The sequence below is a fragment of the Mycobacterium colombiense genome, assembly GCF_003284975.1.
GTDB classification, from domain to species: domain Bacteria; phylum Actinomycetota; class Actinomycetes; order Mycobacteriales; family Mycobacteriaceae; genus Mycobacterium; species Mycobacterium europaeum_A.
Window position 1 is genome coordinate 17318 of the sequence record NZ_QMEU01000026.1, and the last position, 23407, is coordinate 40724.

Sequence of the window (23407 nt, forward strand, 5' to 3'; positions counted from 1 at the left end):
GACCGTCAGGCGAACGCCTCCACCGGCGGGCACGAGCAGACCAGATTGCGGTCGCCGTAGGCGCCGTCGATGCGACGCACCGGCGGCCACACCTTGGGCCGGAACTCCTTGCCCAGCGGGTAGGCGGCCTGCTCCCGGGTGTACGGGTGGTCCCACTCACTGACCACCAGGCACTCGGCCGTGTGGGGTGCACCGCGCAGCGGGTTGTCCTCAACAGGCCACTCCCCCGCGCCCACCCGGTCGATCTCGGCGCGGATGGCGATCATCGCGTCACAGAACGCGTCGACCTCGGTCAGGCTCTCGCTCTCGGTGGGCTCCACCATCAGCGTGCCGGCCACCGGGAAGCTCATGGTCGGTGCGTGAAACCCGTAGTCCGCCAAGCGCTTTGCCACGTCGTCGACGGTGACTCCGGTGGACTTGGTGATGCCCCGCAGGTCCAGGATGCACTCGTGAGCGACCATGCCGTTCTCGCCGGTGTAGAGCACCGGGAAGTACTCGTCGAGTCGCCGGGCGATGTAGTTGGCCGAGGTGATCGCGGTCAGCGAGGCGGCGCGCAGCCCCTCGGCGCCCATCATCCTGATGTAGGCCCAGCTGATCGGCAGGATCGAGGCCGACCCGTAGGGCGCCGCGGACACCGGGTGGCCCTGGGGTAGTTCGGGGGCGTACGGATGGCCGGGCAGGAACGGCGCCAGGTGCGCGCGCACCGCCACCGGCCCCACGCCGGGTCCCCCGCCGCCGTGCGGGATGCAGAACGTCTTGTGCAGGTTCAGGTGGCTGACGTCGCCGCCGAACTTGCCCGGCCGGGCTAACCCGACCAGCGCGTTGAGATTGGCGCCGTCGACGTACACCTGGCCGCCGGCGTCGTGCACCGCGGCGCAGATCTCGGCGATGTCGTGCTCGTACACGCCGTGCGTGGACGGATAGGTGATCATCAGCGTGGACAGCCGGTCGCGGTGCTCGCCGACCTTGGCGCGCAGGTCGTCGAGATCCACGTCGCCGTTGGTGTGGCAGGCCACCACCACAACCCGCATCCCGGCCAGGGCCGCCGAGGCCGCGTTGGTGCCGTGCGCGCTGGACGGGATGAGGCAGATGTCGCGATGCGGTTCCCCGCGGCTGGCGTGGTAATCGTGAATGGCCAGCAGGCCGGCGTACTCGCCCTGCGACCCGGCGTTGGGCTGCAGCGAGACGGCATCGTAGCCGGTGATCTGCACCAGCCAGCTCTCCAGGTCGGCGATCAGGCGGCGCAGCCCGGGGGTGTCGGATGCCGGCGCGAAGGGATGCTGGCGGGCGAATTCCGGCCAGGTGATGGGCTCCATCTCCGCGGCGGCGTTCAGCTTCATGGTGCACGACCCGAGCGGAATCATGCTGCGGTCCAACGCGATATCCTTGTCGGCCAGCGCGCGCAGGTAGCGCATCATCGCCGTCTCGGTGCGGTACTCGGTGAAGGCGGGGTGGGTGAGGAACTCCGATGTGCGGGTGATGATGCCGGCCTCGGCTCCCGCCTGCCCGGCGGGTTCCACCCCGAAGGCCTCGAGCACGGCGGCGACGTGCTCGTCGGTGGTGGCCTCGTCGCAGGCCACCGACACGTGGTCGTCGTCGACCCGCCACAGGTTGATGCCCTTGGCCTTGGCCGCGGCGATCACCTCGGCGGCGCGCCCGGGCACCCTGGCCAGCACGGTGTCGAAGTACTTGTCGTGCACCAGCGCATCGCCGAGGGCGGCGGCGATCGCCCCCGCGTGGCCGTGGACGCGGCGCGCGATCGCCGTCAGCCCCTCGGCGCCGTGGTAGCTGGCGTACATCGCGGCCATCACCGCCAGCAGCACCTGCGCCGTACAGATATTGCTGGTCGCCTTGTCGCGGCGGATGTGCTGTTCGCGCGTCTGCAGCGCCAGCCGGTAGGCGGGCGAACCGTCGGCATCCAGCGACACCCCGACCAGCCGGCCCGGCAGCTGACGCGCGTGGTTGGCGTGCACCGCCAGGTAGCCGGCGTGTGGTCCCCCGAATCCCATTGGCACGCCGAATCTTTGGGTGCTGCCGAAGGCGACGTCGGCGCCGATCTCACCGGGCGGGGTGACCAGCGTGCAGGCGAGCAGGTCGGCGCCGATGGCGATCAAAGCGCCGCGCTCGTGGGCCTGCTCGACGAGGGCCGACCAGTCGGTGACGCGGCCGTCGGCCCCCGGCAGCTGGGCGATGACGCCGAAGAAGTCGCCGTCGGGCAGGCCGTCACGCAGGTCGGCGGTCACGACCTCGATGCCCAGCGGCTTGGCGCGGGTGGCCACGATGGCCGCGGTCTGGCCGAACACGTCGGCGTCCACGGCCAGGCGGTTCGCCTTGCCGCGAGCCGCCCGATGCATCAGTGTCATCGCCTCCGCCGCCGCGGTGCCCTCGTCCAGCATCGAGGCGTTGGCGACCTCGAGGCCGGTGAGGTCGGCGACCATCGTCTGAAAATTCAGCAGCGCCTCGAGGCGGCCCTGGCTGATCTCCGGCTGATATGGCGTGTAGGCGGTGTACCAGGCCGGGTTTTCCAGGATGTTGCGCAGCAATACCGGCGGCGTGAGCGTGTCGTAGTAGCCCTGTCCGATCATGGACACGGCGACCGTGTTGGCCTCGGCCAGCGACCGCAACTCGGTCAGCGCCTCGGTCTCGGTGGCCGCCGGCGGCAGTTGGTCCAGACCGGGTGCGACGCCGCCGTCGCCGCGCGGGTCCAGGATGCCGGCCGGAACCGCCTTGGCGGCCAGTTCGTCCAGCGAGTCGACACCGATGACGGCGAGCATGGCCGCGACGGCCTGGCTGTCCGGGCCGATGTGCCGAGCTGCGAAGGTGACTTGATCGGACACTGGAACTCCTGTGTGGGCGGGCGAAGACGGATCGGGGCAGAGGACTAACGGCCCTCTCCCTCTGTCTTCACCCATCGCCGGGCGCCTGAGAGATTCGGCGCCCGGTGCTGCTGAGCGCCTTTCCCCATCGGCGGGTGCGGACCCACCGGTCCACGCCGCTTTCCAGAGGCATCATGATGTCGCGCGGTCCGGGTGCCTGAGAGGTTGACGGAGAGGTGTTGCTCCTTCGGCGTCCGTGACTGGCAGCCACGAAACTCTCCCGCACGAATGCGATGCGCCGCCCAGTTTACTCGGCCGCGCGAAGCGCGGCGTCGCGCGTGGCGCGGTGCGCCGTCAACCGATCTTGCGGTCGCGGTGCTTGCGCCGGGACGCCAGCTCGTCCTCGGGCTCGGCGATCGATTCGCCGCCGTCGGCCCGCTCGCCGGGGAAGTCCGCGATGACGCCGGTCAGCTCGCGCATGGCGCCGGACACGGCGATGCCGAAGACGCCCTGCCCGCCCTGCAGCAGGTCGACGACCTCTTCGGCCGAGGTGCACTCGTAAACGGTGGTGCCATCGGAGAACAGGGTGATGTTGGCCAGGTCCTGGACGCCGCGCTGGCGCAGGTGATCGACGGCGACGCGGATGTTGTGCAACGAGATCCCGGTGTCCAGCAACCGCTTGACGATCTTGAGGACCAGGATGTCCTTGAACGAGTAGAGGCGCTGGCTGCCCGAGCCCGCCGCGCTGCGGATCGACGGGACCACCAGTGAGGTGCGGGCCCAGTAGTCCAGCTGGCGGTAGGTGATGCCGGCGATCTGGCAGGCGCTCGGACCGCGGTATCCGACCAGCTCGTCGGGCACGGAGTCGTCCGGGAACAGGCCGGGCTGTACGGGTGCGCTGGCTACGGTGACGCTGCGGTCACTGGGCGCCGGGCTGTCCGCTAGGTTGAGCTGCTCTTGGCGTGGCTGCTCGCTCACGGTGGTTCCTCTCCGCGATCGCGCTCTCGTCGTTGGCTGCGTCTGAAGGCTGCATCGCAGCCACGGTTGCTCAAGCCCGAGTGCTAGTAGAGCTTACGCCCTGTAGATAGCCACCGCGCCTGTAGTCGCGATCAAAGTATGGCCGCCGCGGGGCCAACTCGGCGAGCTATCCGCCAGCGTGTCGAGATCACGGTGCTGTTTGAGACGCATCCGTGATGTCGCCATCCAGGTTAAACCAGCCGGCTCCCCGATCCCAAAGCGCTGGTAACACGTTTAGGTGGCCTTGAAATCGTCGGGCGAGACGCTGTCGAGAAATTCCTTGAACTTCTCCACCTCGTCCTCCCGAACGGCGGTGCCGCCTTCCTCGTCGCTCTCGTCCGGAATCAGCAGGCCGGCCTGGGCAAGCACGCCTTCCTCGACGTAGATGGGCACGCCGACGCGCAGCGCGATCGCCACCGAGTCCGAGGGGCGGGCCGACACGGTGATGTTGCGGTCGAACACCAGGTCGGCGTAGAAAGTGCCCTCCTGCAGATCGACGATCCGCACCTCTTTGAGCGAATGCCCAAGGGCGGCAATGACATCCCTGATCAAATCGTGCGTCAACGGGCGCGGGGGCTCGACGCCTTGCTGCTCGAGGGCGATGGCGGCGGCCTCCGACTGACCGATCCAGATCGGAAGGTAACGGTCACCGTTGGTTTCGCGCAGTAACAACACCGGCTGGTTCTGCGGCTGCTCTACGCGAATGCCGACAACACGAACTTCACCCATTTGTGTCTGCCCTCCGCATTGTGGCGCCGGTTAGATTGGTTACTCGCCAGGACGGCGAGGTCAAAAATCCGCCCTACTGCCGAAAACCAAGCTGTCGACCGAAGTCTAGTCCTCACCGATCCAGAACGTCGCGAACGGCGGATTTGATCAACGACGTGTGCAACGTGATGGCGAGTGCGGCGACCTCGCGCGCCAAATCGTCGGCGCGGTCGCGGGCGCCGGCCTTGCCGGCTTTGACTACCGGCCCGGCGATTTGGGCGATCAGGTCCGACTGCCGATCGGCGGCCGAGCGGAACGCCCGCAAGTGCCGCGGCTCGACACCGTAGTCCGACAGCGCCCGGGCGCATTGCAGGATGACCACGACGTGCTCGTCGAAAAACCCGGCGGGCCCGGTGGTGATGACTCCCGCTTTGAGAAGCGAGGTCAGCAGCTCGTCGTCCACGCCCGCGCGCGCCAGCAGCTCTTCGCGGCTCAACCGGACGTGGGTGGGGGCCACCGCCGAAGTGTCCGAGCGCGCCTCAGCGCCGGCGCCGTCCCCGGTTCCCGCCACCGACACCAGTCGCGGGACCGAATACGACGATTTGACGGGCGGCAGCTCGCCGTCGGGCTGGGCGTCCAGTTGCGCCCTGATGACCTTCAGTGGCAGATAGTGATCACGCTGCGCGGTAAGGATGAACCGCAACCGCGCGCAGTCATAAGCGGTGAACCTTCGATACCCCGACGCGGCCCGCTGCGGCGTCACCAGCCCCTCGGCCTCCAGGAAGCGGATTTTGGAGATGGTGACATCGGGGAAGTCCGGCCTCAGCAACTCCAAGACCGCCCCGATCGACATCCCGGCCAGTGCCGAGCTATCGGGTGCGCTCACTAGCCCGAAGATCCTCCATCCTCACCCTGCTTGGGTCCGGTGAGGAACACCAAGCGGAACTTGCCGATCTGCACCTCGTCGCCATTGGCAAGCACCGCCGAGTCCACGGGCTCACGGTTGACGTAAGTGCCGTTGAGACTACCAACGTCGACCACGCTGAATTCGTTGTTTTCCAACCTGAATTCGGCGTGCCGGCGGCTGACGGTCACGTCGTCGAGAAAAATGTCGCTGTCGGGGTGCCGTCCGGCCGACGTGGTGGCCTGATCCAGCAGGAATCGCGAACCGGCATTCGGTCCCCGCTTGACGACCAGCAACGCCGAGCCCGCCGGGAGCCCTTCGACTCCGGATACCGCGCTCTCGGTTCCCGCCTGCGCGGGCGCGTCCAATTCGTTGAGGAAGTCCGCACGGAAGACCGAAGTCGTCTCTACCGTGACTTCGTCCGAATTCTGGTCCTGCTGACTGCCTGAGTCCATGTCCGTCACGCGCTGCTCCTCACTGGCTGCTGTGGCGTTGTCTGTCCGGGCCGCTCGGCCGGCCTGTGCACCAGGTTTGTCTGCCCGGTATGCCGATTACTGCCGTGTCGTACTGTCAAAGTGTCTGTCACATGTCTTTCAGAGATCTTCGAAGGTCTTCAAAGGTCGATGTGTCGACGGTACCGCGCACCGGCCTGCAATGCGCCTACCACCTGACGAACCGAAACTCCGATTCCCCCGTACCCTGGCCCCGCCGCCCGCCGGGCGGTGCGGGGCTGCAGGGACATTAGCAATCGTCATTCGGTGAGCGTTCCGCGGTAGGCCTCAGCGTCGAGCAGCGAAGAAATCGTCGACTCCAATTCGCCGACCTCGGACACCTGGACGTCCAGCAACCACCCGGCGCCGTACGGGTCGGAGTTCACCAGTTGCGGACTGCCGTCCAGATCGGCGTTGACCGCCGAGACTTTGCCCGAGATGGGCGCATACAAGTCCGACACCGATTTGGTGGATTCGACCTCACCGAAGGATTCGCCCGCGGTCAACTCGGTGCCCACGTCGGGCAGCTGAACGAAAACCACATCGCCCAACGCCGATTGCGCAAAATCGGTGATGCCCACTCGCACGGTGTCATCCCCACTTCGACGAACCCATTCGTGTTCGGCGGTGTAGCGCAGATCGGGCGGGATATCGCTCACGAGTGATCCTGTTCTGTTCGGGTGATGCTCACTTGACCGGCTGAGCGTATTGGTGTGGTTTTGGTTGCCGCAAGGTGGTCACGTCCACCCGGTCGGCCTGCTGGACCGACATTCGCCCACCGACGCGCTTGACGGTGTCCTGCGCGCCACCGGGAATGTTCATGGCCGCGGCCAGGGTGGGCGGATCGCCAATCGCCAGAATCGAATACGGCGGCGACAGCGTTTTCGAGTCGATGGTCAGCGACCCGGGCGTCCCCACCACCCAGGTGTCGACGCCCACTCGCACCGACTGGTGTGCGTCATTGACCTCGATCGCCTCGGCGCCGGCGGCGCGCAACTCGTTGATCACGTCGAGCATCGCCTCCGGCGAAACCCCGGGCCCGGGGTCCTCGATCGTGACGGTGACGCCGGGCCCGGTGGCACCGACCGCCCCCACCAGAATGGACAGCGCCGCCAGCCTGGACTGCGCGGACTGGATGGCGGCCTGGTCGTTGTTTCCCGACGCCTGCAGCGAATTCAGGGTGTTCTGCAGCTCGTTCACCTCGGTGTTGAGCGTGCCTTCGCGCTGCCGCAACGAATCCAGCAGCACCAACAGGTCCGCCGGCCGCGCCGTCTCCAGCGCGTCACCCGACTCGGTCTGGCGGGCCTGAGTGACGATCGCGAGGCCCAGCAGCAGGCACAGCATCGCGGCCAGCGTCCCGAACGCCATCCGGGAGCGGCCGCCGCGCACCATCCCCGACAACCCGGTGCGGTGCACCGCACCGATTTCGGGACGGGGGCCTTTCGCGGCCAGTTCGTGGCGGCCGCGCGGCGAACCCTGTCCCGGGGTCGCACCGTCACCACCCTGGCCGGCGGCCCGTTGGCCGCCGGCGCGATCTTGCGGATCCCGGCTCACGTCAACCTCGACCTCAAATGCCTCACGCCCCGAACAGCCTGCGCCGCAGCGCGGCCGCATTGCCGAAGATGCGGATACCCAGCACGACGATGATGGCCGTGGACAGTTGGGTGCCCACGCCCAATTGGTCACCGACATAGACGATCAGGGCGGCCACGAACACGTTGAACACGAACGAAACCACGAAGACCTTCGGGTCGAAGATCCGTTCCAGGTATGCGCGCAACCCGCCGAACACGGCGTCCAGCGCCGCGACCACCGCGATCGGCAGATAGGGCTGCACGACTTCTGGCACCGCGGGGTGAAAGACGAGGCCGAGCACGATGCCGATCGCCAGCGCTGCGATACCGATCATGTGTGGTTTCCCGTCCGCGTCTCGCACAGGGGAATGCGGCTGTTCAGGACTTCTCTCACCGTGGCCCAATCTGCTTGGCGAACTTGACATCCCGGATCGATCCGGCGGGCAGCGACAGACCGTCGGCGGCGTCCACCGTAACCACGACACCGTAGGAGATCTGCAGCAGCCGCAGTCGCTGCAGGCCGGGGCTGCTGTCGAAGACGTCGCGCATCGCCCGCGGCGGCCCGATGGCCAGGACCGTGTACGGGCTGCTGGTCGGGTTGTTGTCGACCAGGATCGCGCCGCCGGCCTGCCGGATGGTCACGTTCGGCCCGATCCGCACCCCGCCGACGGAGATCGCCTCGGCGCCGCTGGCCCACAACGAGTTGACCAGCAATTGCAGATCGCGGTCCAGGATGATCTGCCGGCTGCCGCTGACCCGCTGCTTGGACACGTCGGAAAGGTTCGGGCTGGCGCCGGGATCGGTGACGGTCACCTTCAGGCCGGGCCCGATGATCGCCGTGCTGGCCGCGGCCAGGCTCAACGCGTCGAGGCGTTTCAGCAGCCGCTGCCCCTCGGCGTCGTCGGCCAGGGCGTGGCGCTGAACGTCGTCGACGCGCGTCACCAGCTCGCCGCGGCGCTGGTTCAGCTTGGCCGCAGCGCCTTCGGCCGACCGCACATTGCCCAACAGCAGTTGCTGGGCGGTGCGCACCCCCGGGGCCACCGAGCGGGCCTGCGCGACCGCGGCGGCGAACACCGTCGCGATCAGCAGCGCCGCCCGCGCCTGCCAGAGCCAGCCGACCACCCGCCGGCGCCCACCGGATGGCGCGTCGGCGGCACCGCGCTTGGCCGCCGCCGCGGCGTAACCGGGATCGAGGTGCTCGGAGAGCAGGGCGCGCAGCAGCGAGGGCACCGGGATCTGTTTCGGTCGCGACGCCACATGCGCGCTGTGCCCGGCATTGGGGTCATAGCCGCCGAGCAGCGGATCCCTATCAGCCATGGTCAGCCACCTTCGCCGCGGCCGACGGGCGAGAACCGCGATCGACCTTGGGCATCCGTCGCAGCACGAGAGTCATCTGCACCGCATACTGCACGAACGCCCACAGGTAGGCATACATGCCCCAGATCAAAAAGGCCCATCCGCAGGCCCCGATCACGTGACTCCACAGCGCATCCCAGGTGCCCAGCAGCACCAGCGGGAAGCCGGACATCAGGGCGAACGTCGCGGCCTTGCCGATGTAGGTCACCGGCAGCGCCGTCAGCCCTCGACTCCACAGCAGCGGCAGCGTCGCGGCCAACAGGCCGTCGCGCGCGAGCAGCACGATGACGAACCACCAGGGCACGATCCCGCTGAACGCCAGCACGATGGGCACGGCCACCATGTAGAGGCGGTCGACGGCCGGGTCGAGCAGGACCCCGAGCCGGGAGGACTGATCCAGCAGCCGGGCGATCTTGCCGTCCGCCCAGTCCGAGGCGCCGCTGAACATCAGAATCCCGACGGCCCACCCGTTGGCGTGGGCGACCAGCAGCGCATAGGCGAACACCGGGATCAGCGCCAGGCGGACAGCGCTGAGCGCGTTGGGCACCGTCAGCACCCGGTTGGGCGGAAGCACCGGCTCCATGAGCCGTGACCTTAACGCGACTGAGCGCCGAGCGCCCGGCTGCGCCGCGCTTGCGATCGGCACGAGCTCAGCGGAACACCCCTGGCAGGCTCAGAGTGGACAGCGTGTCATCCGACAGCGGGTTGTCGTTGACCATGTAGGTCCACGTCGACGTCGGCCGCGCCAGCTTGGACAGATCCAGCCCGGGCTCCTCGTCGAGGACGTTGGCGGTTTCGAACGTCTGCTGGGCCGCCTCGATGGCGTCGGCGGCCAGCGACGCGAAGGCGTCGACCGCCAACCGGTGAAACTCGTCCAGCGGGTTCTGCCGGCCCAGCGCCCGCAGATGGATGCTTTCGCGGATGTCGGCCAGATAGGCCAGATGGTCGGCCCAGCCGCGGTCGAGGTGATACAGCATGATCTGCCGGCAGATCGTCTCCAGGCGCTCTTCGGTGATCCCCTCGGTCTCGGCCAGCTCCTTATAGCGCTTGGGCGCCAGCTCGGCCAGCTCCTCCCGCGCGGTTGGGTTGCGCAGCAACGTGTTTCGCCGGTCCACGATGATGGCGCGCTGCTGGGCGATCAATTGGTTGTAGCGCCAGGTGTTCGCGTGCACGTCCAGCATGCGGCCCTCGGCCACGCGCTGGGCGTGGTCGAGCAGGCCCGCCGCCTTCGGGCTGACGATCCGGCCGTCCTCGTCGGTGTCCATCGGCAGCTTGTTGTGGTCGAGGTTGGCCGCCACCACGTCGTCTTCCCAACTCGAGAAGAAGACCGACGACCCCGGGTCGCCCTGCCGCCCGGCGCGCCCGCGCAGCTGGTTGTCCAGCCGCTGGGTGTGGTGTCGCCCGGTTCCGACGACGTGCAGCCCGCCGAGCTCGGCGACCCGGTCGTGGTCGGCTTCGTCGGAGCCGCCGAGGCGGATGTCGGTGCCGCGCCCGGCCATCTGGGTGGAGACGGTGACGACGCCGAACTTGCCGGCCTCGGCGATCACCTGAGCTTCCTCGGCGTCGTTTTTCGCGTTCAGCACCACCGCGGGCACCCCACGGCGCAGCAGCCGCTCGTGCAGGTCCTCGGATTCGGCGACGTCGCGGGTGCCCACCAGCACGGGCTGCCCGGTCTCGTTCACCTCGGCGATGTGGGCGACGATCGCGTCGTTCTTGGCGGCGGCGGTGATGTACACGCGGTCGGATTCGTCTTCGCGAATGTTGGGCTCGTTCGGCGGAATTGGTGAGACACCGAGCTTGTAGAACTGGCGCAGCTGCTCACCGGCGGCCAGCGCCGTGCCGGTCATGCCGCACACCGTCGCGTAGCGGTTGATCAGCGCCTGCACGGTGATGGTGTCGAGCACCTCGCCGGTTTCGGTGGTCTCGATGCCCTCCTTGGCCTCCACCGCGGCCTGCAGGCCGTCGGGCCAGCGTTGCAGTTGCGCGATGCGCCCCCGCGCGGCGTTGATCAGGTGCACCGCGTCGTCGCGCACGATGTAGTGCACGTCGCGCTGCAACAGCACGTGGGCGTGCAGCGCGACGTTGATCTCGGTCAGGGTGGTGACGACGTGCTCCTCGGAGTACAGATCGATGCCGCCGAGCGCCTTTTCCACCTTGCGGGCGCCGGTCTCGGTCAGGTGGACGTTGCGGCTGTCGGCGTCGGTGTCGTAGTCGGTGCCGGCCTCGAGCTGGCCGGCCAGCTTGATGATCTCCAGCCGCGGTGTCTCCCGGTGGGTCGTGCCGGCCAGCACCAGCGGCACCAGCGCCTCGTCGACCAGCACCGAGTCCGCCTCATCGATCAGGGCCACGTCGGGGTTGGGCGACACCAGGTCGGCGACGTCGGTCACCAGCTGATCGCGCAGCACGTCGAAACCGATCTCGTTGACCGAGGCGTAGGTGACGTCGCAGCCGTAGGCGGTCCGGCGTTGCGCGCTGGTCGACTCGGCGGTGATCCAGCCGACGGTCAGGCCCATCGCCTCGATGACCGGGCCCATCCATTCCGCGTCGCGGCGGGCCAGGTAGTCGTTGATCGTCACCACGTGCACGTGCCGACCGGCCAGCGCGTAGCCGGCGGCCGCGATCGCGCCGGCCAGGGTCTTGCCCTCCCCGGTGGCCATCTCGATGACGTCGCCGGCCAGCATGCGCAGCGCCCCGAGCAGCTGCACATCAAATGGGCGCAGGCCCGTCGATCTTTCGGCCGCCTCCCGGGCGATGGCGAGGAACTGCGGGATGTCCTCGGAATCGGCGAGGTCGTCGAGGTTGAGCAGCCCGGCCGCCTTGCGCAGCTGCTCGTCGCTCAGCCCGGCCGCCTCGTCGTCGTACTCCGACGAGTCCTTGACCTGGGTGAGCGAGCGGCTGCGATCCTTTTCGGTGCTGGCGCCGAGCAGCTTCCAAAAGCGGCTGCTCAGCCGGCCGGGTTGAGCGCGGGTCGTCTTAGGCACAGGTCAACGGTACGCGGTGACCCACCGCGCGGATCCATCACGCGAGGTTGGACCGGCGTGGATATGCGACGTCGGGGTCGGTGAGCACATTGACGACGGCCGGCAGGCCGCTGGCGAAGGCCCGTTCCAGCGCGGGCCGCAGCTCGCCGGGCGCGGCGACCAGTTCGCCGTGCCCGCCCAGGGCGCGGGCCACCTCGTCGTAGCGCGTCCCGGGACGGAGTTCGGCGACCACCGAGTAGCCGTACAGCGCTTCCATGGGGTGCTTCTCCAGCGCCCAAATTCCGTTGTTGCCGATCACGGAGACGACCGGCACGTTGTGCCGAACCAGGGTGTCCCACTCCATGCCGCTGAACCCGAACGCGCCGTCGCCCTGCAGCAGCACCACCTGGCGGTCCGGGTGAGCCAGCTTGGCGGCCAGGGCGTAGCCGGGGCCCGACCCCAGGCAGCCGAACGGCCCGCTGTCCAGCCAGCAGCCCGGCTGGTAGCTGTCGATCACCCGCCCGGCGTAGGACCCGAAATCGCCGGCGTCGACGACGACGACCGCATCGCGGTCCAGCATCGGCGCGAGCTCGGCGTAGACCCGCATCGGGTGCAGCGGGATGCGGTCGTCGGCGAGTTCGGCCTTCTCCTTGTCGCGCGCCGCCTTCTCGGCGATTCGCAGTTCGTCGATCCAGCCGCGATGGTCGTTCCCGGTGGCCGGGGCCAGCGCGGCGAGGATCGTCAACAGGTCGCCGTACAGCTCGGCCGCCACCGGCCGGGGATGGCGGCGGTCGGGTTCGACCCGGTCGACCACGATGAGCTCGGTGTCTGGCCCGAAGACCGCGCCGAAGCCGAGCCGGAAATCCATCGGGACCCCCACGATCAGCGCAACGTCGGCCTCCCCCAACGCTTTTCCGCGGACCCTGGAGAACGCCAACGGATGATCGGCGGGAACCGCGCCGCGGGCCATGCCGTTCATCAGCACCGGGATATGCAGTTCCTCGGCCAGGCGCAGCAGGGCCGCCTCGCCGTGCCCCCACCACACATTGGTGCCCGCCATGATCACCGGCCGCTGCGCCGCGGAGAGCAGGGCCGCGGCCCGACTCAGGGCCGCACCGTCGGGCGCGGGGCCGGGCGGCAGGTCGACGAGCGCGCCGGGCCGGCCGTCATCGTCGGACATGGAGAACACGTGGTCCATCGGGAAGTCGACGAAGCCGACGCCCGAGGGCGCTGTAACCGCGGCGCGCAGCGCGTCGTCGACGAGCCGGCCGGCTTCGCCCGCGGACTGCGCGGTGGCGGCGAAGCGGGCCAGCGGCGCCACGAACGGCACATGGTCGATCTCCTGCAGCGACCCCATGCCCCAGCGCTGCGCCGGCGCCCGACCACCCAGCACCACCAGCGGCGAGGAGTTCTGCTGCGCCGCGGCCATTGCGCTCATCCCGTTGGTGATGCCCGGCCCCGCGGTCAGCGCGGCCACGCCCGGCGACCGCGTCACCTTCGACCAGCCCTCGGCGGCGAAGGTCGCGGTCTGCTCGTGGCGGGTGTCGATCAGGCGGATTCCTTCGTCGCGGCACCCGTCGTAGATGGAGAACAGGTGACCGCCGGACAGCGTGAAGACGGTGTCGACACCGCTGGCTTTGAGGCGGCGCGCGATGAGTCGGCCGGCATGTACGGTCTGGCTGGATGGAGCGTCGATGCTCATCTGCGCAGCCTATTCGAGGACCGCTCGGGTAATTTGCGGGGAAGTGCCGACCGCAGAAGGAGACGCCGAAATTGGACTCGAAGCTGTTCAAACCGTCCATCGATTGGTCGTCGGCATTTCAGGATTCCCTGCGGTGGCTGGCCATCGCATGGGTTATCGGTGCCGTCTGCCTGCTGGCCGCGCTGGTCGCCGCCAGGTATCTGACCCCGTGGGGCCGCCAATTCTGGCGGATCACGCGCGGCTACTTCGTCGGGCCGACCAGCGTCAGGGCGTGGCTGGGGCTCGGTGTGCTGCTGCTGCTGGTGCTCTTCTCGGTCCGGCTCAACGTCCTGTTCAGCTATCAGAGCAACGACATGTACACGGCGTTGCAGGTGGCACTGAAAGGGCTCGCCACGGGGAACAATGAGGTCAAACAGTCCGGGATCCACAACTTTTGGGTCTCGCTCGGGATTTTCATCCTGCTGGCGGCCATCTTCATCGCCCGAGTGATCCTCGACATCTACCTGACGCAGCGGTTCATCATCGCCTGGCGCATGTGGTTGACGGGCCATCTCACCGACGACTGGCTCGCGGGCCGGGCCTATTACCGGGATCTGTTCATCGACAACACTATTGACAACCCCGACCAGCGCATCCAACAGGATGTCGACATCTTCACCGCGGGGGTGGGCGGCACCCCGAACATCCCGTCCAACGGGACGACCAACACCCTGCTGTTCGGTGCCGTCAACGCGGTGGCATCGGTGATCTCGTTCGCCGCGATCCTGTGGAATCTGTCCGGGGACTTCGATCTTTTCGGTGTGACCGTGCCGCGTGCGATGTTCTGGACCGTTCTGATCTATGTCTTGATCGCGACGGTGGTCGCGATTTGGCTTGGGCGCCCGCTGATTTGGCTGAGCTTCAACAACGAGAAACTCAACGCCGCGTTCCGTTACGCCCTGGTGCGCCTTCGCGACGCCGCGGAGGCGGTGGGCTTCTACCGCGGCGAGCGCGTCGAGCGGGCGCAACTGTGGGGGCGCTTCACGCCGGTCATCGACAACTACCGCAGGTTTGTCCGCCGGACCATCATCTTCAACGGATGGAACTGGTCGGCGACGCAGACCATCATTCCGCTGCCGTTGGCAATTCAGGCGCCGCGCCTGTTCGCCGGGGAGATCGCCTTCGGCGATGTCACCCAGACCGCGCAGGCTTTCGGCAACATCAACGACTCACTGTCGTTCTTCCGGAACAACTATGACGCGTTCGCGGCCTTCCGGGCGGCGATCATCCGGTTGCACGGCCTCGTCGACGCCAACAGCAAGGGCCGCGCGCTGCCCACCATCTTGGTCAAGCCCAGCGAGGATTCCGCAGTGGAACTGCGCGGCATCGAGGTGCGCACGCCGGAGGGCGACCAGCTGGTCGACTCGCTGGACATCCAGCTCGATTCGGGCGACAGCCTGGTGATCACCGGCCGGTCCGGGGCCGGCAAGACCACGCTGCTGCGCAGCCTCGCCGAACTGTGGCCGTACGCGTCGGGGACCCTGTGCCGCCCGGACGGCGACAACGCGACGATGTTCCTGTCCCAACTGCCGTATGTGCCGCTGGGCAGTTTGCGCACCGTGGTGTGCTACCCGAACTCGCCGGACAACGTGCCCGACGAACAGCTGCGCGACATCCTCACCAAGGTGGCCCTGGCGCCGCTGATCAACCGGCTCGACGAAGAGAATGACTGGGCCAAGGTGCTGTCGCCTGGCGAACAGCAGCGGGTCGCCTTCGCGCGCATCCTGCTGACCCAGCCGAAGGCGGTCTTCCTCGACGAGGCCACCTCCGCGCTGGACGAGGGGCTGGAATTCGCGCTGTACCAGTTGGTGCGGACCGAGCTGCCCGAGTGCGTCATGGTCAGCGTGAGCCACCGACCCACCGTCGAACAGCACCACTCCCAGCAGCTGCATCTGCTCGGCGGCGGCCCGTGGCAATTGGGACCCGTCGAAAAGGAACCCGCGCCGGTCTGACGCCTACGCTCCCCCGGCGCGTTGCGCCGCGTGCGCTCCGGCGCGGCGGCCGAAGAACGACCCTTCGCCCAGCTGCGTTCCGCTCGCGTAGCCCTTGCCGTCCTGGGCGAGGTTGGACGCGCACGCCCCGGCGGCGTACAAGCCGGGCACGACGGAGCCGTCTTCCCGCTGCACCTCGCCGTCGACGGTCACCGCGAGGCCGCCGATGGTGAATCCCGAGTACATCGCCCGCCCGAGCGACAGATCGAACACCGCCCACGGGCCATTGTCTTGCGGTGCAAGGAATTCCGGCTGCTTGTGGAAATCGGGGTCCTCGCCCGCGGCGGCATTCTTGTTGTAGCGGTCCAGCGTGGCCGCGAGATTGCCGGCCGGAATGCCAAGCGCGGCTTCCATTTCCGCGATGGTCTCGTACCCGTCGAGGAAGCGGATCAGCGGCATGGCGGGCATCTCGGTGTGCGCCTCGTCGACGATCAGGTACGCCGTCTGGTCCGGCTGCTCCAACACGAAGGCCGACGTTCGCGAGTGATAGGAGTCCTCGGCGACGAACCGCTGGCCGTCTTTGTTGACGATCACACCAGTAAGCAACACCTCGGGCGGGTAGGCCGCCGCGGTGATGAACAGCTCGTCCATGTTCTTGGTGGCGCCGCCGGCCGAGACGCCCATCCGGATGCCGAGTCCATCGTCGTTGGGATTGCCCAGAATGTAGGGCGCCACTACGCCGTGGTGTTTGGTGCGTCGCTCCTGACCCAATGCGGGCGTGTGCTCGGCGACCATCTCCGGGTTCATCGCGAATCCGCCGGCCGCGATGATGACGGACTTGGCCCTGATGGCGCCGGTTTCGGTGAAGTGTTTCCAGGCCACGCCGACGACCGCGCCATCGCCGTCGGTGACCAGGTTGGTCACCCCCGTCTCGTAGCGGATCTGCACGCCCAGGGCGTCGGCCCGCTTGAGCAGCAGGTCGACAACCATGCTCGCGCCGCCCAATTCGCCGGGCACCGGCACCGAGTGCCCGCGCGGTGCCGGTTTGGCCCGCTCGCAGAAGGGCCAGACCTTCTCGTTGCCGGTATAGCTCAGTCCCTCGGTGCCCGGCGGCACGACGACCTTGCCCGGGTAATAGCTGCGCTCGAACTGAAAACCCAAATCTTCCAGCCAATTGAAATGCTCGACGCTGCCCTCGCAGTAGGCGCGGATCTTGTCGAGTTCGGGTTCCCGCGACACCTCGACCAGATACTTGTACATCTCCTCGACGGAATCGTCTTGACCGGTCGCCTGCTGCACCGCGGTCCCGCCACCGAGGTAAAAGTGGCCCCCGGCAAGCGAAGTGGTGCCGCCCGCCGCGGCCGCGCGTTCGAGCACCAGCACCCGCGCGCCGGCGGCCCCCGCGCTCACCGCGGCGCAGCCGCCGGCAATGCCGAACCCGATCACCAGGACGTCGACGTCATCCGACCACGCGGTCACGTCGTTCGCGCTGACTGTCGCCGGTATCTCCGTGCTCATTGGCGCCACTCCTCCTCATCGCTGCGTCGCGCACCGTCGCCGGCGCGGCTCACCGCTGCTCCTGTTTGATGTAGTCGTAAAAGGCCCGCATTTCGGGCGAAACGTACGCAAGCTCCACATACGGCACACCCGCCTGCGGCGCCGACAGGTAGACGAAGTGGATACCGCCGGGCATCACGCCTCGCTGCACAGCCGCGGCGCCCCGCTCGCCGGCCTCGCTCACCGCCACTTCCAGTTGCTCGGGGCTTTCGACCTCCATGCAGATGTGGTGCAAACCCGGCCCGCACTCGGACAGGAAGTCACTATAGATGTTCTGACCGCGGACCGGCTGGATCAGTTCCAACTGCATGTCGCCGAGGTAGCTCAGCGAGATGCTGGCAAAGAAGTCGGCGGCCTCGCCGCGGTAGCTGCACGCCTCCGGAGCAAAGTGCACCTCGGGTATGCGCACCCACTTGCGGACCCCTAACAGCCCGGTGAGGGCCGTTTCGGTGGCATCCAGGTCGCCGGTGACCCAGGCAATCTGCGTCGGTGATTCGAGGGGAAGCGTCATCGTCTCGCACAATAGTCCAGCCGCCGGGCCGCCAGAAGGGGGCCGAACGACTTTGCCGTGGCCGGCTCCACCGGCCGCCCGATCGCCGGGTGAACACGTTCTAATTCCGGTTTGCCGGTGGCCGCTGCACCCCTCAGTGCCGGCTCAGTACGTCCACCAGCAGCCGCAGCTGGGCCTCGAAGACGCCCTGCGGGTCGGTCAGGGTGTCGGCGCCGTATTGCCCGAACACCTCGAGGCTGATGGCACCGAGCACACCCGCCCACAGCAAAAAGCACTTGGCCAGCACCTGGTCGTCACCGGGGAACCCGAATTCCTGACGGATTCGTTCGAAGTCCGAAGACATCGGTTGCGGGGCAACATCATTGGTTAGCCGGATGTCACCGGTGGCGATTCCTGCGGCGACCGCGTCGAACAGCGCCGCCACCACCCGGGTGCCCACCGCAACCGTGCGCTCGGGCGGCGCGTGATATCCGGGCACGGGACTGCCGTACAGCAGGGCCCAGCAGGCCGGGTGCGCGACGGCCCACTCCCGGGTGGCCCGCGCGATGGCGACGACATCGTCGCTCCACAGGTCGCCGATCGACTGACGGGCTCGATCCACGGCATCGGCCAGGTCGGAATAGGCGTCGACGAGCAGCAGGGTCAGCAGTTCGTCGCGGCTGGACACGTAGCGGTACACCGCCGACGACACCATGCCCAGGTCGCGGGCTATCGCACGCACCGACAGTCCGGCGGCGCCGCGGTCGACCAACTGGCGGCGACCGAGTTCGATGATGCGAGCCTCGATCTGCTCGCGCGATTCCTGGCGTTTGCCCACGCGGCCAGTCTGGCACAACCGAGAACACCGCTCTTGCTTTCCGCGGCGGGTCGTGGCAGCATCGTCCAATCAGAGAGCACCGCTCTCGAATTTCGATCGGGATTGCTGAGAGGCCACGACATGTCCACGCGATACGAACAACCGAACCGGGCCGCGCGCGCCGCCAACCGGGTCGTCCGCTCGCTGGCCGAAGCGGGGATCAGCATCGCCGGCACCCGGGCCCTGCGGGTGCGCGGCCGCAAAACCGGAAAGCCCCGCGCCGTCGTGATCAACCTGCTGACCGTCGACGGCATCGACTACCTGATCTCCCCGCGCGGCAACACCCAGTGGGCCCGCAATGTCCGGGCGGCCGCCGTCGTCGAGGTGGGCCCCCGCTGGCACCGGCGCAGCGTCCGGGTCAGCGAGGTCGACGACGCGGCCAAGCCGGAGCTGCTGAGGCGCTATCTGGCCCGGTGGTATTGGCAGGTCAAGGGGTACGTCGCCGGATTGACCCCGGACAGCACCGACGAGCAGTTCCGCGCCGCCGCTGCTTCGATTCCGGTGTTCGCGCTGACCCCGATCGGCGCGGCCGGCTTGGCCTAGTGCGCGTTGTCGCGCACGCAATGACCTAGTGCGCGTTGTCGCGCACGCCGAGATCCTCGCGGACCTCCTGCGACGTGGCCCCCCACGACACCGCGGCGGGCAAGTCACCCCACACGCTGTTGAAGATCCCGACGATCTGCCCCGGGCCGCCGTTGGGCGTCAGGTACACCGGTCCGCCCGAATCGCCGTTGTGGCTTTGCACGCCGTGCGACATGGTGAACCAGCCGTTGTTCACGCTTTCCACGGTCCCGCAGGTTTCCCCGGTGATCACGCCGAAATGGCAGACGGGCTGTCCGGGCGCGAGCGCCAGCCCGGGATCGGAGACGAGCGGCCGACCGCCGGGCAGGATGTTGTTCGCCGTGACACTGTTGTCCAGCACGATCGCTTCGTAGTCGCTGATCGTCTGGCTGGTGGACACCGTCGTCCCGCTGGGCGTGTTGTCCCGGAAGGCCGCCATCCGGCCGATGACGGCGCCACCCCGGTCCGTCACCACTCCGGCCCCGCTGCGGCAGTGGCCCGCGGTGAACGCGATCTTGAGGGCGGGGTCGACGTAGCCGAGCGTGCACACCCGGTTGTCCTGGCGTATCTCCATGCCCGGATACACCATGACGTCGGCTTTGGCCTGCGCGGCCGGCAGCAAGGAGGCGAGCGCTGCGACAGAAGTCGACGCGGCGAATGCGCGCGTTGCCAGTCGATGCACCATGAACTCCGATCCATCGGGCCGATCCTGACGGGAGGCGGGGGTCACGGCGTAACCCTCCGCCACGCTCAGCTTTTCGCGCCGGCCCGCGCAAATGTTACAGCGAGGTCACGAGCGGGGTGGTGGCGTCGGCCGGACGGGCCGCCCGCGGCAGCCAGCCCGGCGGGCCGAACACGTACCCCAACCGGTCACGCAGGCGCGTCGCCGATCGCCAGTCGCGGGCGATCGCGACGTATTCGCGCGTCTGCAACGTCCAGATGTTGAACGTGTCCACGCGCTTGGTGAGCCCGTAATGCGGCCGGAACAGCTCGGGCTGGAAGGTGCCGAACAGCCGGTCCCACACGATGAAGATGCCGCCGTAGTTCTTGTCGAGATACACCTTGTCCATTCCGTGGTGCACCCGGTGATGCGACGGCGTGTTGAAGACGAACTCGAATGGCCGCGGCAGCTTGTCGATGCGCTCGGTGTGGATCCAGAACTGGTAGATCAAGTTCAGCGAAAAACTGAAGAACACCATCCACGGTGGAATCCCCAACAGCGGCAACGGGATCCACATCAGGATTTCGCCGCTGTTGTTCCACTTCTGGCGCAGCGCGGTGGCGAAGTTGTAGTACTCGCTGGAGTGATGGGCCTGGTGCGTCGCCCAGATCAACCGCACGCGGTGCGCGATCCGGTGATAGGCGTAGTAGAGCAGGTCCACACCGAGGATCGCGATCACCCAGGTGTACCAACGGGTCGCGGGCAGCTGCCAGGGCGCCACGTAGGCGTAGATCGCCGCGTAGCCGAACAGCGCCAGCGTCTTCCAGGCGGCGGTGGTGGCCACCGACACCAGCCCCATCGAGATGCTCGCCACCGAATCGCGGGTGAGGTGCGCTCCCGACGCCGGCCGCGCGGCGTCGACGGTCTGGGCGCTCTCGGCCCCCTCGGCCGTCAGATGTTCCAGCTTTCGGGCGGCGGTCCATTCGAGGGTCAACAGCAGCAGGAAGAACGGGACGGCGAACAGCACCGGATCCCGCATCTGCGGAGGCAGCGCGGATAGGAAGCCTGAGAGGGCGCTCACACAGGTAAGACTACGACGAGCGCCGCAATAGTCACCTCGCCATTGTTGGTCGGGCGACGCGCCGCGGGGGCGCGTAGATCAGCGACGATCGTCGGACTGCGCTTCGTCCCCGGCATACCACTGCACCGCGCGGACGCCGGGCAGCAGCGACAGTTCGGCCACCAGCCGCTCCAGCCGCGCCGGGGCATCGCCGTTCATCAGCAGGTGGGCGGTCAGCGCAACCTCGTCGCCGTCCGGGTTGCCGGTGTGGATCCCGCGAAGTGTGATGTCGTTGCTGCCGGCGTGCTGGATGATCTGGGCGCGGGCGTACTTCTCGTGCTTGGGACGACAGATCACCTGGACCAGATACGGCAGCAGGCTCTCGTCTTCCTCGGCGCTGTTGTCGCGATCGATCAGCCGGCCGAGCGGGCGTCCCAGGACATGAATGCCGACGACGGTGGCGGTGCCGATCAGCGCGAACACCAGGTGCCCGGAAGCCGCCAGCACGCCGATCGCCGCCGAGCACCACAGGGTGGCGGCCGTGTTCAGGCCACGGACGTTGACGCCCTCCCGCAGGATCACCCCACCGCCGAGGAATCCGATACCGGACACCACATAGGACGCGACGCGCGTCGGGCTGCTGTCGGAGGTGGCGGCCGCGTACAGGACGAACAGGGTGGCGCCTCCGGCGACCAGCGCGTTGGTGCGCAGCCCGGCCCGACGCGCCCGCCATTGCCGTTCCAGGCCGATGAGGGCGCCGCAGCCGACGCCGACGCCGAGCCGGAGCGCGAAATCGAGGGCGCTCAACGTCTCCAAGACACGCTCCTTCCCGGTTGCAAGCCGGCGAAGGGAGCTAACCAGATCCGGGTTAACGGCAAGTGGAGCCGGCCGAATCGCCGACGTCGGGAGTATGACCCGGCGAACGGCGAGTCCAGGCTAACCGGTTTTGGGCGTCAGGTGGTGGGGACAGTAGGCGCTCGACGCGAGCGCCGCGAATTTGGCGGCGGCGTCCATCGTCATGCCGGGGTTTTGATCCTTGATGTCGCTGACGACCTGCAAACCCGTCTCGCCCCTGCCCAGCAAGCCGCACACGGCTTTGGCGGACGCGATGACCTGGCCCGGGCTGCTGTAGGTGATGCCCGAACTGTTGAGGTTTGCCAAAAACGCCCCATCGTCACCCTCGGGCTCGGCATGCGCGAGCGCCGCGAAGCTGATCGTGCCCATGGCGCCGAGCAGCGCAACTAGGAGTCTCATACCGTTCGCGCCTTCCTGCCCGGGGCGTCGGGCAGGGTCACCGTGGGCGTGTCACCGCTGGACACGTGCACCGCGTGGATGCCGGGCTTTGTCGACAGTTGGTCGAGCAGAGCGTCCAGTCCGGCCTTGTCGACATTCCAGTGCTGCACGGCTTCCGGTTGCTTTTGCAGCTTCGCGATGACCTCGTCGAGTTTGACGGGCTCGGTGCTCTTCGTGGCGCCGCCGGCCCGGACGCCTCCGCCGCCCACGACTTGCGGCGCGACAGCGCCGAGGGCGCCCCCGGTCAGGCTGCCCAGCGCCATCTGACCGAGCAGGCTGCCTGGGATCGCGGCGGTGGGGGCCGCGGCCAGGCCGGCGGCGGGAAGGCTGCTGGCCAGCCTGATCGCCGGGGTCGCCGAGGCCCAGGTCGGCGGCACCGATAATTTGCCCACAACGTTCGCCTCGCCCACGCCGGCTGATACCGCGCCGGTCAGGCCGGCGCCGGCCGAACGCAGACCGAGCCCCGCACCCAAGGCGGACTTTGGGATTTCCGTGCCCTCGACCGGCACTTTGTAGAACATCTTGAACTCGGTCATGGCGAGGTTGATCGGGCTCATGCTGTCGTTGGCGACCGTGCTGAACCGGCCGATGTCGGCGAGGATGCCGAAGGTATTCTGCCACGTCGTGCCGGCCAGCGGGGAACCCGTGAGGGTGTTGAGCACCTGGTCCCAGAACTCCATGTAGCCGCGGGAAGCGCCGCCGAGGGCCTCGAGTAGCTGGCTGATGATGCCCGACGGTGGGGACGCGGCGTCCGCGGCCGCACCGGTACCGCTCGCCAGAGCGCTGGCCTGGCCCAGCGCGGCGGACTGGGCCGCGATTCCCGTCGCGTTGGTGGTCTGGGGTGGCTCGGTGAATGGGGATAGGCGCGTGGCGGCGGCAGACGCGCTGGCGTAGCCGAACATGGCGGCGGCGTCCTGCGCCCACATTTCGCCGTATTCGGCCTCGGTTGCGGCGATCGCGGTGGTGTTCTGCCCGAAAGCGTTGGTGGCCAACAGCATTGCCAATCGTGCGCGATTGGTCGCGATCGCGGTCGGTGGCACCACCGCCGCGAAGGCGCTTTCGTAGGCTTCCGCGGCCGCCGTGGCATGGATGGCCGCCGTCTTGGCCTGCGCCGCGGTCGTCGACATCCAGGCCGCGTATGGCGCGGCCGCGGCGGCCATCGCGACGGCCGACGGGCCGGCCCACGCCTCGTTCGTCAGCCCCTCGATGACCGAACTGTAAGACGATGCGGCCGACTGCAATTCGACCGCTAACGCGTCCCACGCGGCGGCGGCCGTCAGCATCGGTCCCGCCCCCGGACCCAGGTACATCTGGCCAGAGGTGATCTCGGGTGGCTGGAAAGCGAAATTCATCGCGGCGCCCTGGTCACCGAGGGCATGGCGCGTCCTCCATGGGCCGCCGGTTTTGGTG

At 68.1% G+C, this 23407-nt stretch carries 22 protein-coding genes and 2 riboswitches; of the genes, 2 read left to right on the plus strand and 20 right to left on the minus strand.

Features of this window, described 5'->3' with window-relative positions:
- Positions 1-5 precede the first annotated feature (5 nt).
- The 12 genes from gcvP to DQP58_RS11685 all read right to left on the minus strand — a co-directional run bounded on the left by gcvP (position 6) and on the right by DQP58_RS11685 (position 13528).
- Positions 6-2837, minus strand: coding sequence for an aminomethyl-transferring glycine dehydrogenase (gene gcvP, locus DQP58_RS11630; RefSeq protein ID WP_112708539.1), 2832 nt, complete (start codon positions 2835-2837; stop codon positions 6-8).
- Positions 2838-2888: 51 nt separating this feature from the next.
- Positions 2889-3011, minus strand: a riboswitch (glycine riboswitch).
- Positions 3012-3109, minus strand: a riboswitch (glycine riboswitch).
- A 61-nt stretch (positions 3110-3170) separates the two neighbouring features.
- Positions 3171-3794 (minus strand): MerR family transcriptional regulator, encoded by a 624-nt coding sequence (locus DQP58_RS11635; protein ID WP_112708540.1) that lies wholly within the window; start codon positions 3792-3794, stop codon positions 3171-3173.
- Between the two features lie 273 nt (positions 3795-4067).
- Positions 4068-4562: a bifunctional nuclease family protein gene (locus DQP58_RS11640; protein ID WP_007771374.1), complete on the minus strand. Its 495-nt coding sequence runs from the start codon at positions 4560-4562 to the stop codon at positions 4068-4070.
- Positions 4563-4674: 112 nt separating this feature from the next.
- Complete coding sequence (gene ftsR, locus DQP58_RS11645) at positions 4675-5427, minus strand: transcriptional regulator FtsR (RefSeq protein ID WP_112708541.1); 753 nt, start codon at positions 5425-5427, stop codon at positions 4675-4677.
- The gene (gene garA / locus DQP58_RS11650; protein WP_369829979.1) at positions 5427-5900 is read right to left on the minus strand and encodes a glycogen accumulation regulator GarA; all 474 of its coding nucleotides are present in this window, start codon (positions 5898-5900) and stop codon (positions 5427-5429) included. The genes ftsR and garA overlap by 1 nt, the downstream gene beginning before the upstream one ends.
- Positions 5901-6196: 296 nt before the next feature.
- Positions 6197-6595: a glycine cleavage system protein GcvH gene (gene gcvH, locus DQP58_RS11655; RefSeq protein ID WP_112708542.1), complete on the minus strand. Its 399-nt coding sequence runs from the start codon at positions 6593-6595 to the stop codon at positions 6197-6199.
- 28 nt (positions 6596-6623) lie between these two features.
- Positions 6624-7490 (minus strand): DUF881 domain-containing protein, encoded by an 867-nt coding sequence (locus tag DQP58_RS11660; RefSeq protein ID WP_112708565.1) that lies wholly within the window; start codon positions 7488-7490, stop codon positions 6624-6626.
- A 22-nt stretch (positions 7491-7512) separates the two neighbouring features.
- Positions 7513-7845 carry a small basic family protein gene (locus tag DQP58_RS11665; RefSeq protein ID WP_064950365.1) on the minus strand — a complete coding sequence of 111 codons (333 nt, stop codon included), beginning with the start codon at positions 7843-7845 and terminating at the stop codon, positions 7513-7515.
- A gap of 55 nt (positions 7846-7900) precedes the next feature.
- Entirely contained in the window at positions 7901-8827 is a 927-nt protein-coding gene (locus tag DQP58_RS11670) for a DUF881 domain-containing protein (RefSeq protein ID WP_112708543.1), read from the minus strand.
- A complete protein-coding gene (locus DQP58_RS11675) occupies positions 8820-9449 on the minus strand; it encodes a CDP-alcohol phosphatidyltransferase family protein (RefSeq protein ID WP_112708544.1) in 630 nt (209 codons plus the stop codon). The genes DQP58_RS11670 and DQP58_RS11675 overlap by 8 nt, the downstream gene beginning before the upstream one ends.
- A gap of 67 nt (positions 9450-9516) precedes the next feature.
- Positions 9517-11847 (minus strand): accessory Sec system translocase SecA2, encoded by a 2331-nt coding sequence (gene secA2, locus DQP58_RS11680; RefSeq protein ID WP_112708545.1) that lies wholly within the window; start codon positions 11845-11847, stop codon positions 9517-9519.
- Positions 11848-11884: 37 nt separating this feature from the next.
- A complete protein-coding gene (locus DQP58_RS11685; RefSeq protein WP_112708546.1) occupies positions 11885-13528 on the minus strand; it encodes an acetolactate synthase in 1644 nt (547 codons plus the stop codon).
- A gap of 71 nt (positions 13529-13599) precedes the next feature.
- Here DQP58_RS11685 and DQP58_RS11690 point away from each other — a divergent pair, with 71 nt between their 5' ends.
- Positions 13600-15519: an ABC transporter ATP-binding protein/permease gene (locus tag DQP58_RS11690; RefSeq protein ID WP_112708547.1), complete on the plus strand. Its 1920-nt coding sequence runs from the start codon at positions 13600-13602 to the stop codon at positions 15517-15519.
- Between the two features lie 3 nt (positions 15520-15522).
- On the opposite strand, the gene DQP58_RS11695 is transcribed toward DQP58_RS11690, so the two are convergent.
- The 3 genes from DQP58_RS11695 to DQP58_RS11705 all read right to left on the minus strand — a co-directional run bounded on the left by DQP58_RS11695 (position 15523) and on the right by DQP58_RS11705 (position 18383).
- Positions 15523-17016, minus strand: coding sequence for an FAD-binding protein (locus DQP58_RS11695; protein ID WP_112708548.1), 1494 nt, complete (start codon positions 17014-17016; stop codon positions 15523-15525).
- A gap of 49 nt (positions 17017-17065) precedes the next feature.
- Positions 17066-17566, minus strand: coding sequence for a VOC family protein (locus tag DQP58_RS11700; RefSeq protein WP_112708566.1), 501 nt, complete (start codon positions 17564-17566; stop codon positions 17066-17068).
- Between the two features lie 133 nt (positions 17567-17699).
- The gene (locus tag DQP58_RS11705; RefSeq protein WP_205869405.1) at positions 17700-18383 is read right to left on the minus strand and encodes a TetR/AcrR family transcriptional regulator; all 684 of its coding nucleotides are present in this window, start codon (positions 18381-18383) and stop codon (positions 17700-17702) included.
- A 120-nt stretch (positions 18384-18503) separates the two neighbouring features.
- On the opposite strand from DQP58_RS11705, the gene DQP58_RS11710 reads away from it, so the two are divergent.
- On the plus strand, positions 18504-18965 hold the full coding sequence (locus DQP58_RS11710) for a nitroreductase family deazaflavin-dependent oxidoreductase (RefSeq protein WP_112708549.1): 462 nt from the start codon (positions 18504-18506) through the stop codon (positions 18963-18965).
- Positions 18966-18990: 25 nt separating this feature from the next.
- On the opposite strand, the gene DQP58_RS11715 is transcribed toward DQP58_RS11710, so the two are convergent.
- The 5 genes from DQP58_RS11715 to DQP58_RS11735 form a co-directional block, all read right to left on the minus strand.
- Entirely contained in the window at positions 18991-19668 is a 678-nt protein-coding gene (locus tag DQP58_RS11715; RefSeq protein ID WP_112708550.1) for a hypothetical protein, read from the minus strand.
- Positions 19669-19762: 94 nt separating this feature from the next.
- On the minus strand, positions 19763-20725 hold the full coding sequence (locus tag DQP58_RS11720; RefSeq protein ID WP_205869406.1) for a sterol desaturase family protein: 963 nt from the start codon (positions 20723-20725) through the stop codon (positions 19763-19765).
- A 78-nt stretch (positions 20726-20803) separates the two neighbouring features.
- Positions 20804-21520, minus strand: a complete 717-nt coding sequence (locus DQP58_RS11725) for an MgtC/SapB family protein (RefSeq protein WP_112708552.1) — start codon at positions 21518-21520, stop codon at positions 20804-20806.
- Between the two features lie 120 nt (positions 21521-21640).
- Positions 21641-21958 (minus strand): DUF732 domain-containing protein, encoded by a 318-nt coding sequence (locus tag DQP58_RS11730; RefSeq protein WP_112708553.1) that lies wholly within the window; start codon positions 21956-21958, stop codon positions 21641-21643.
- Positions 21955-23349: a PPE family protein gene (locus DQP58_RS11735; RefSeq protein ID WP_112708554.1), complete on the minus strand. Its 1395-nt coding sequence runs from the start codon at positions 23347-23349 to the stop codon at positions 21955-21957. Before DQP58_RS11735 ends, DQP58_RS11730 begins: the two co-directional genes overlap by 4 nt.
- Between the last annotated feature and the right edge of the window lie 58 nt (positions 23350-23407).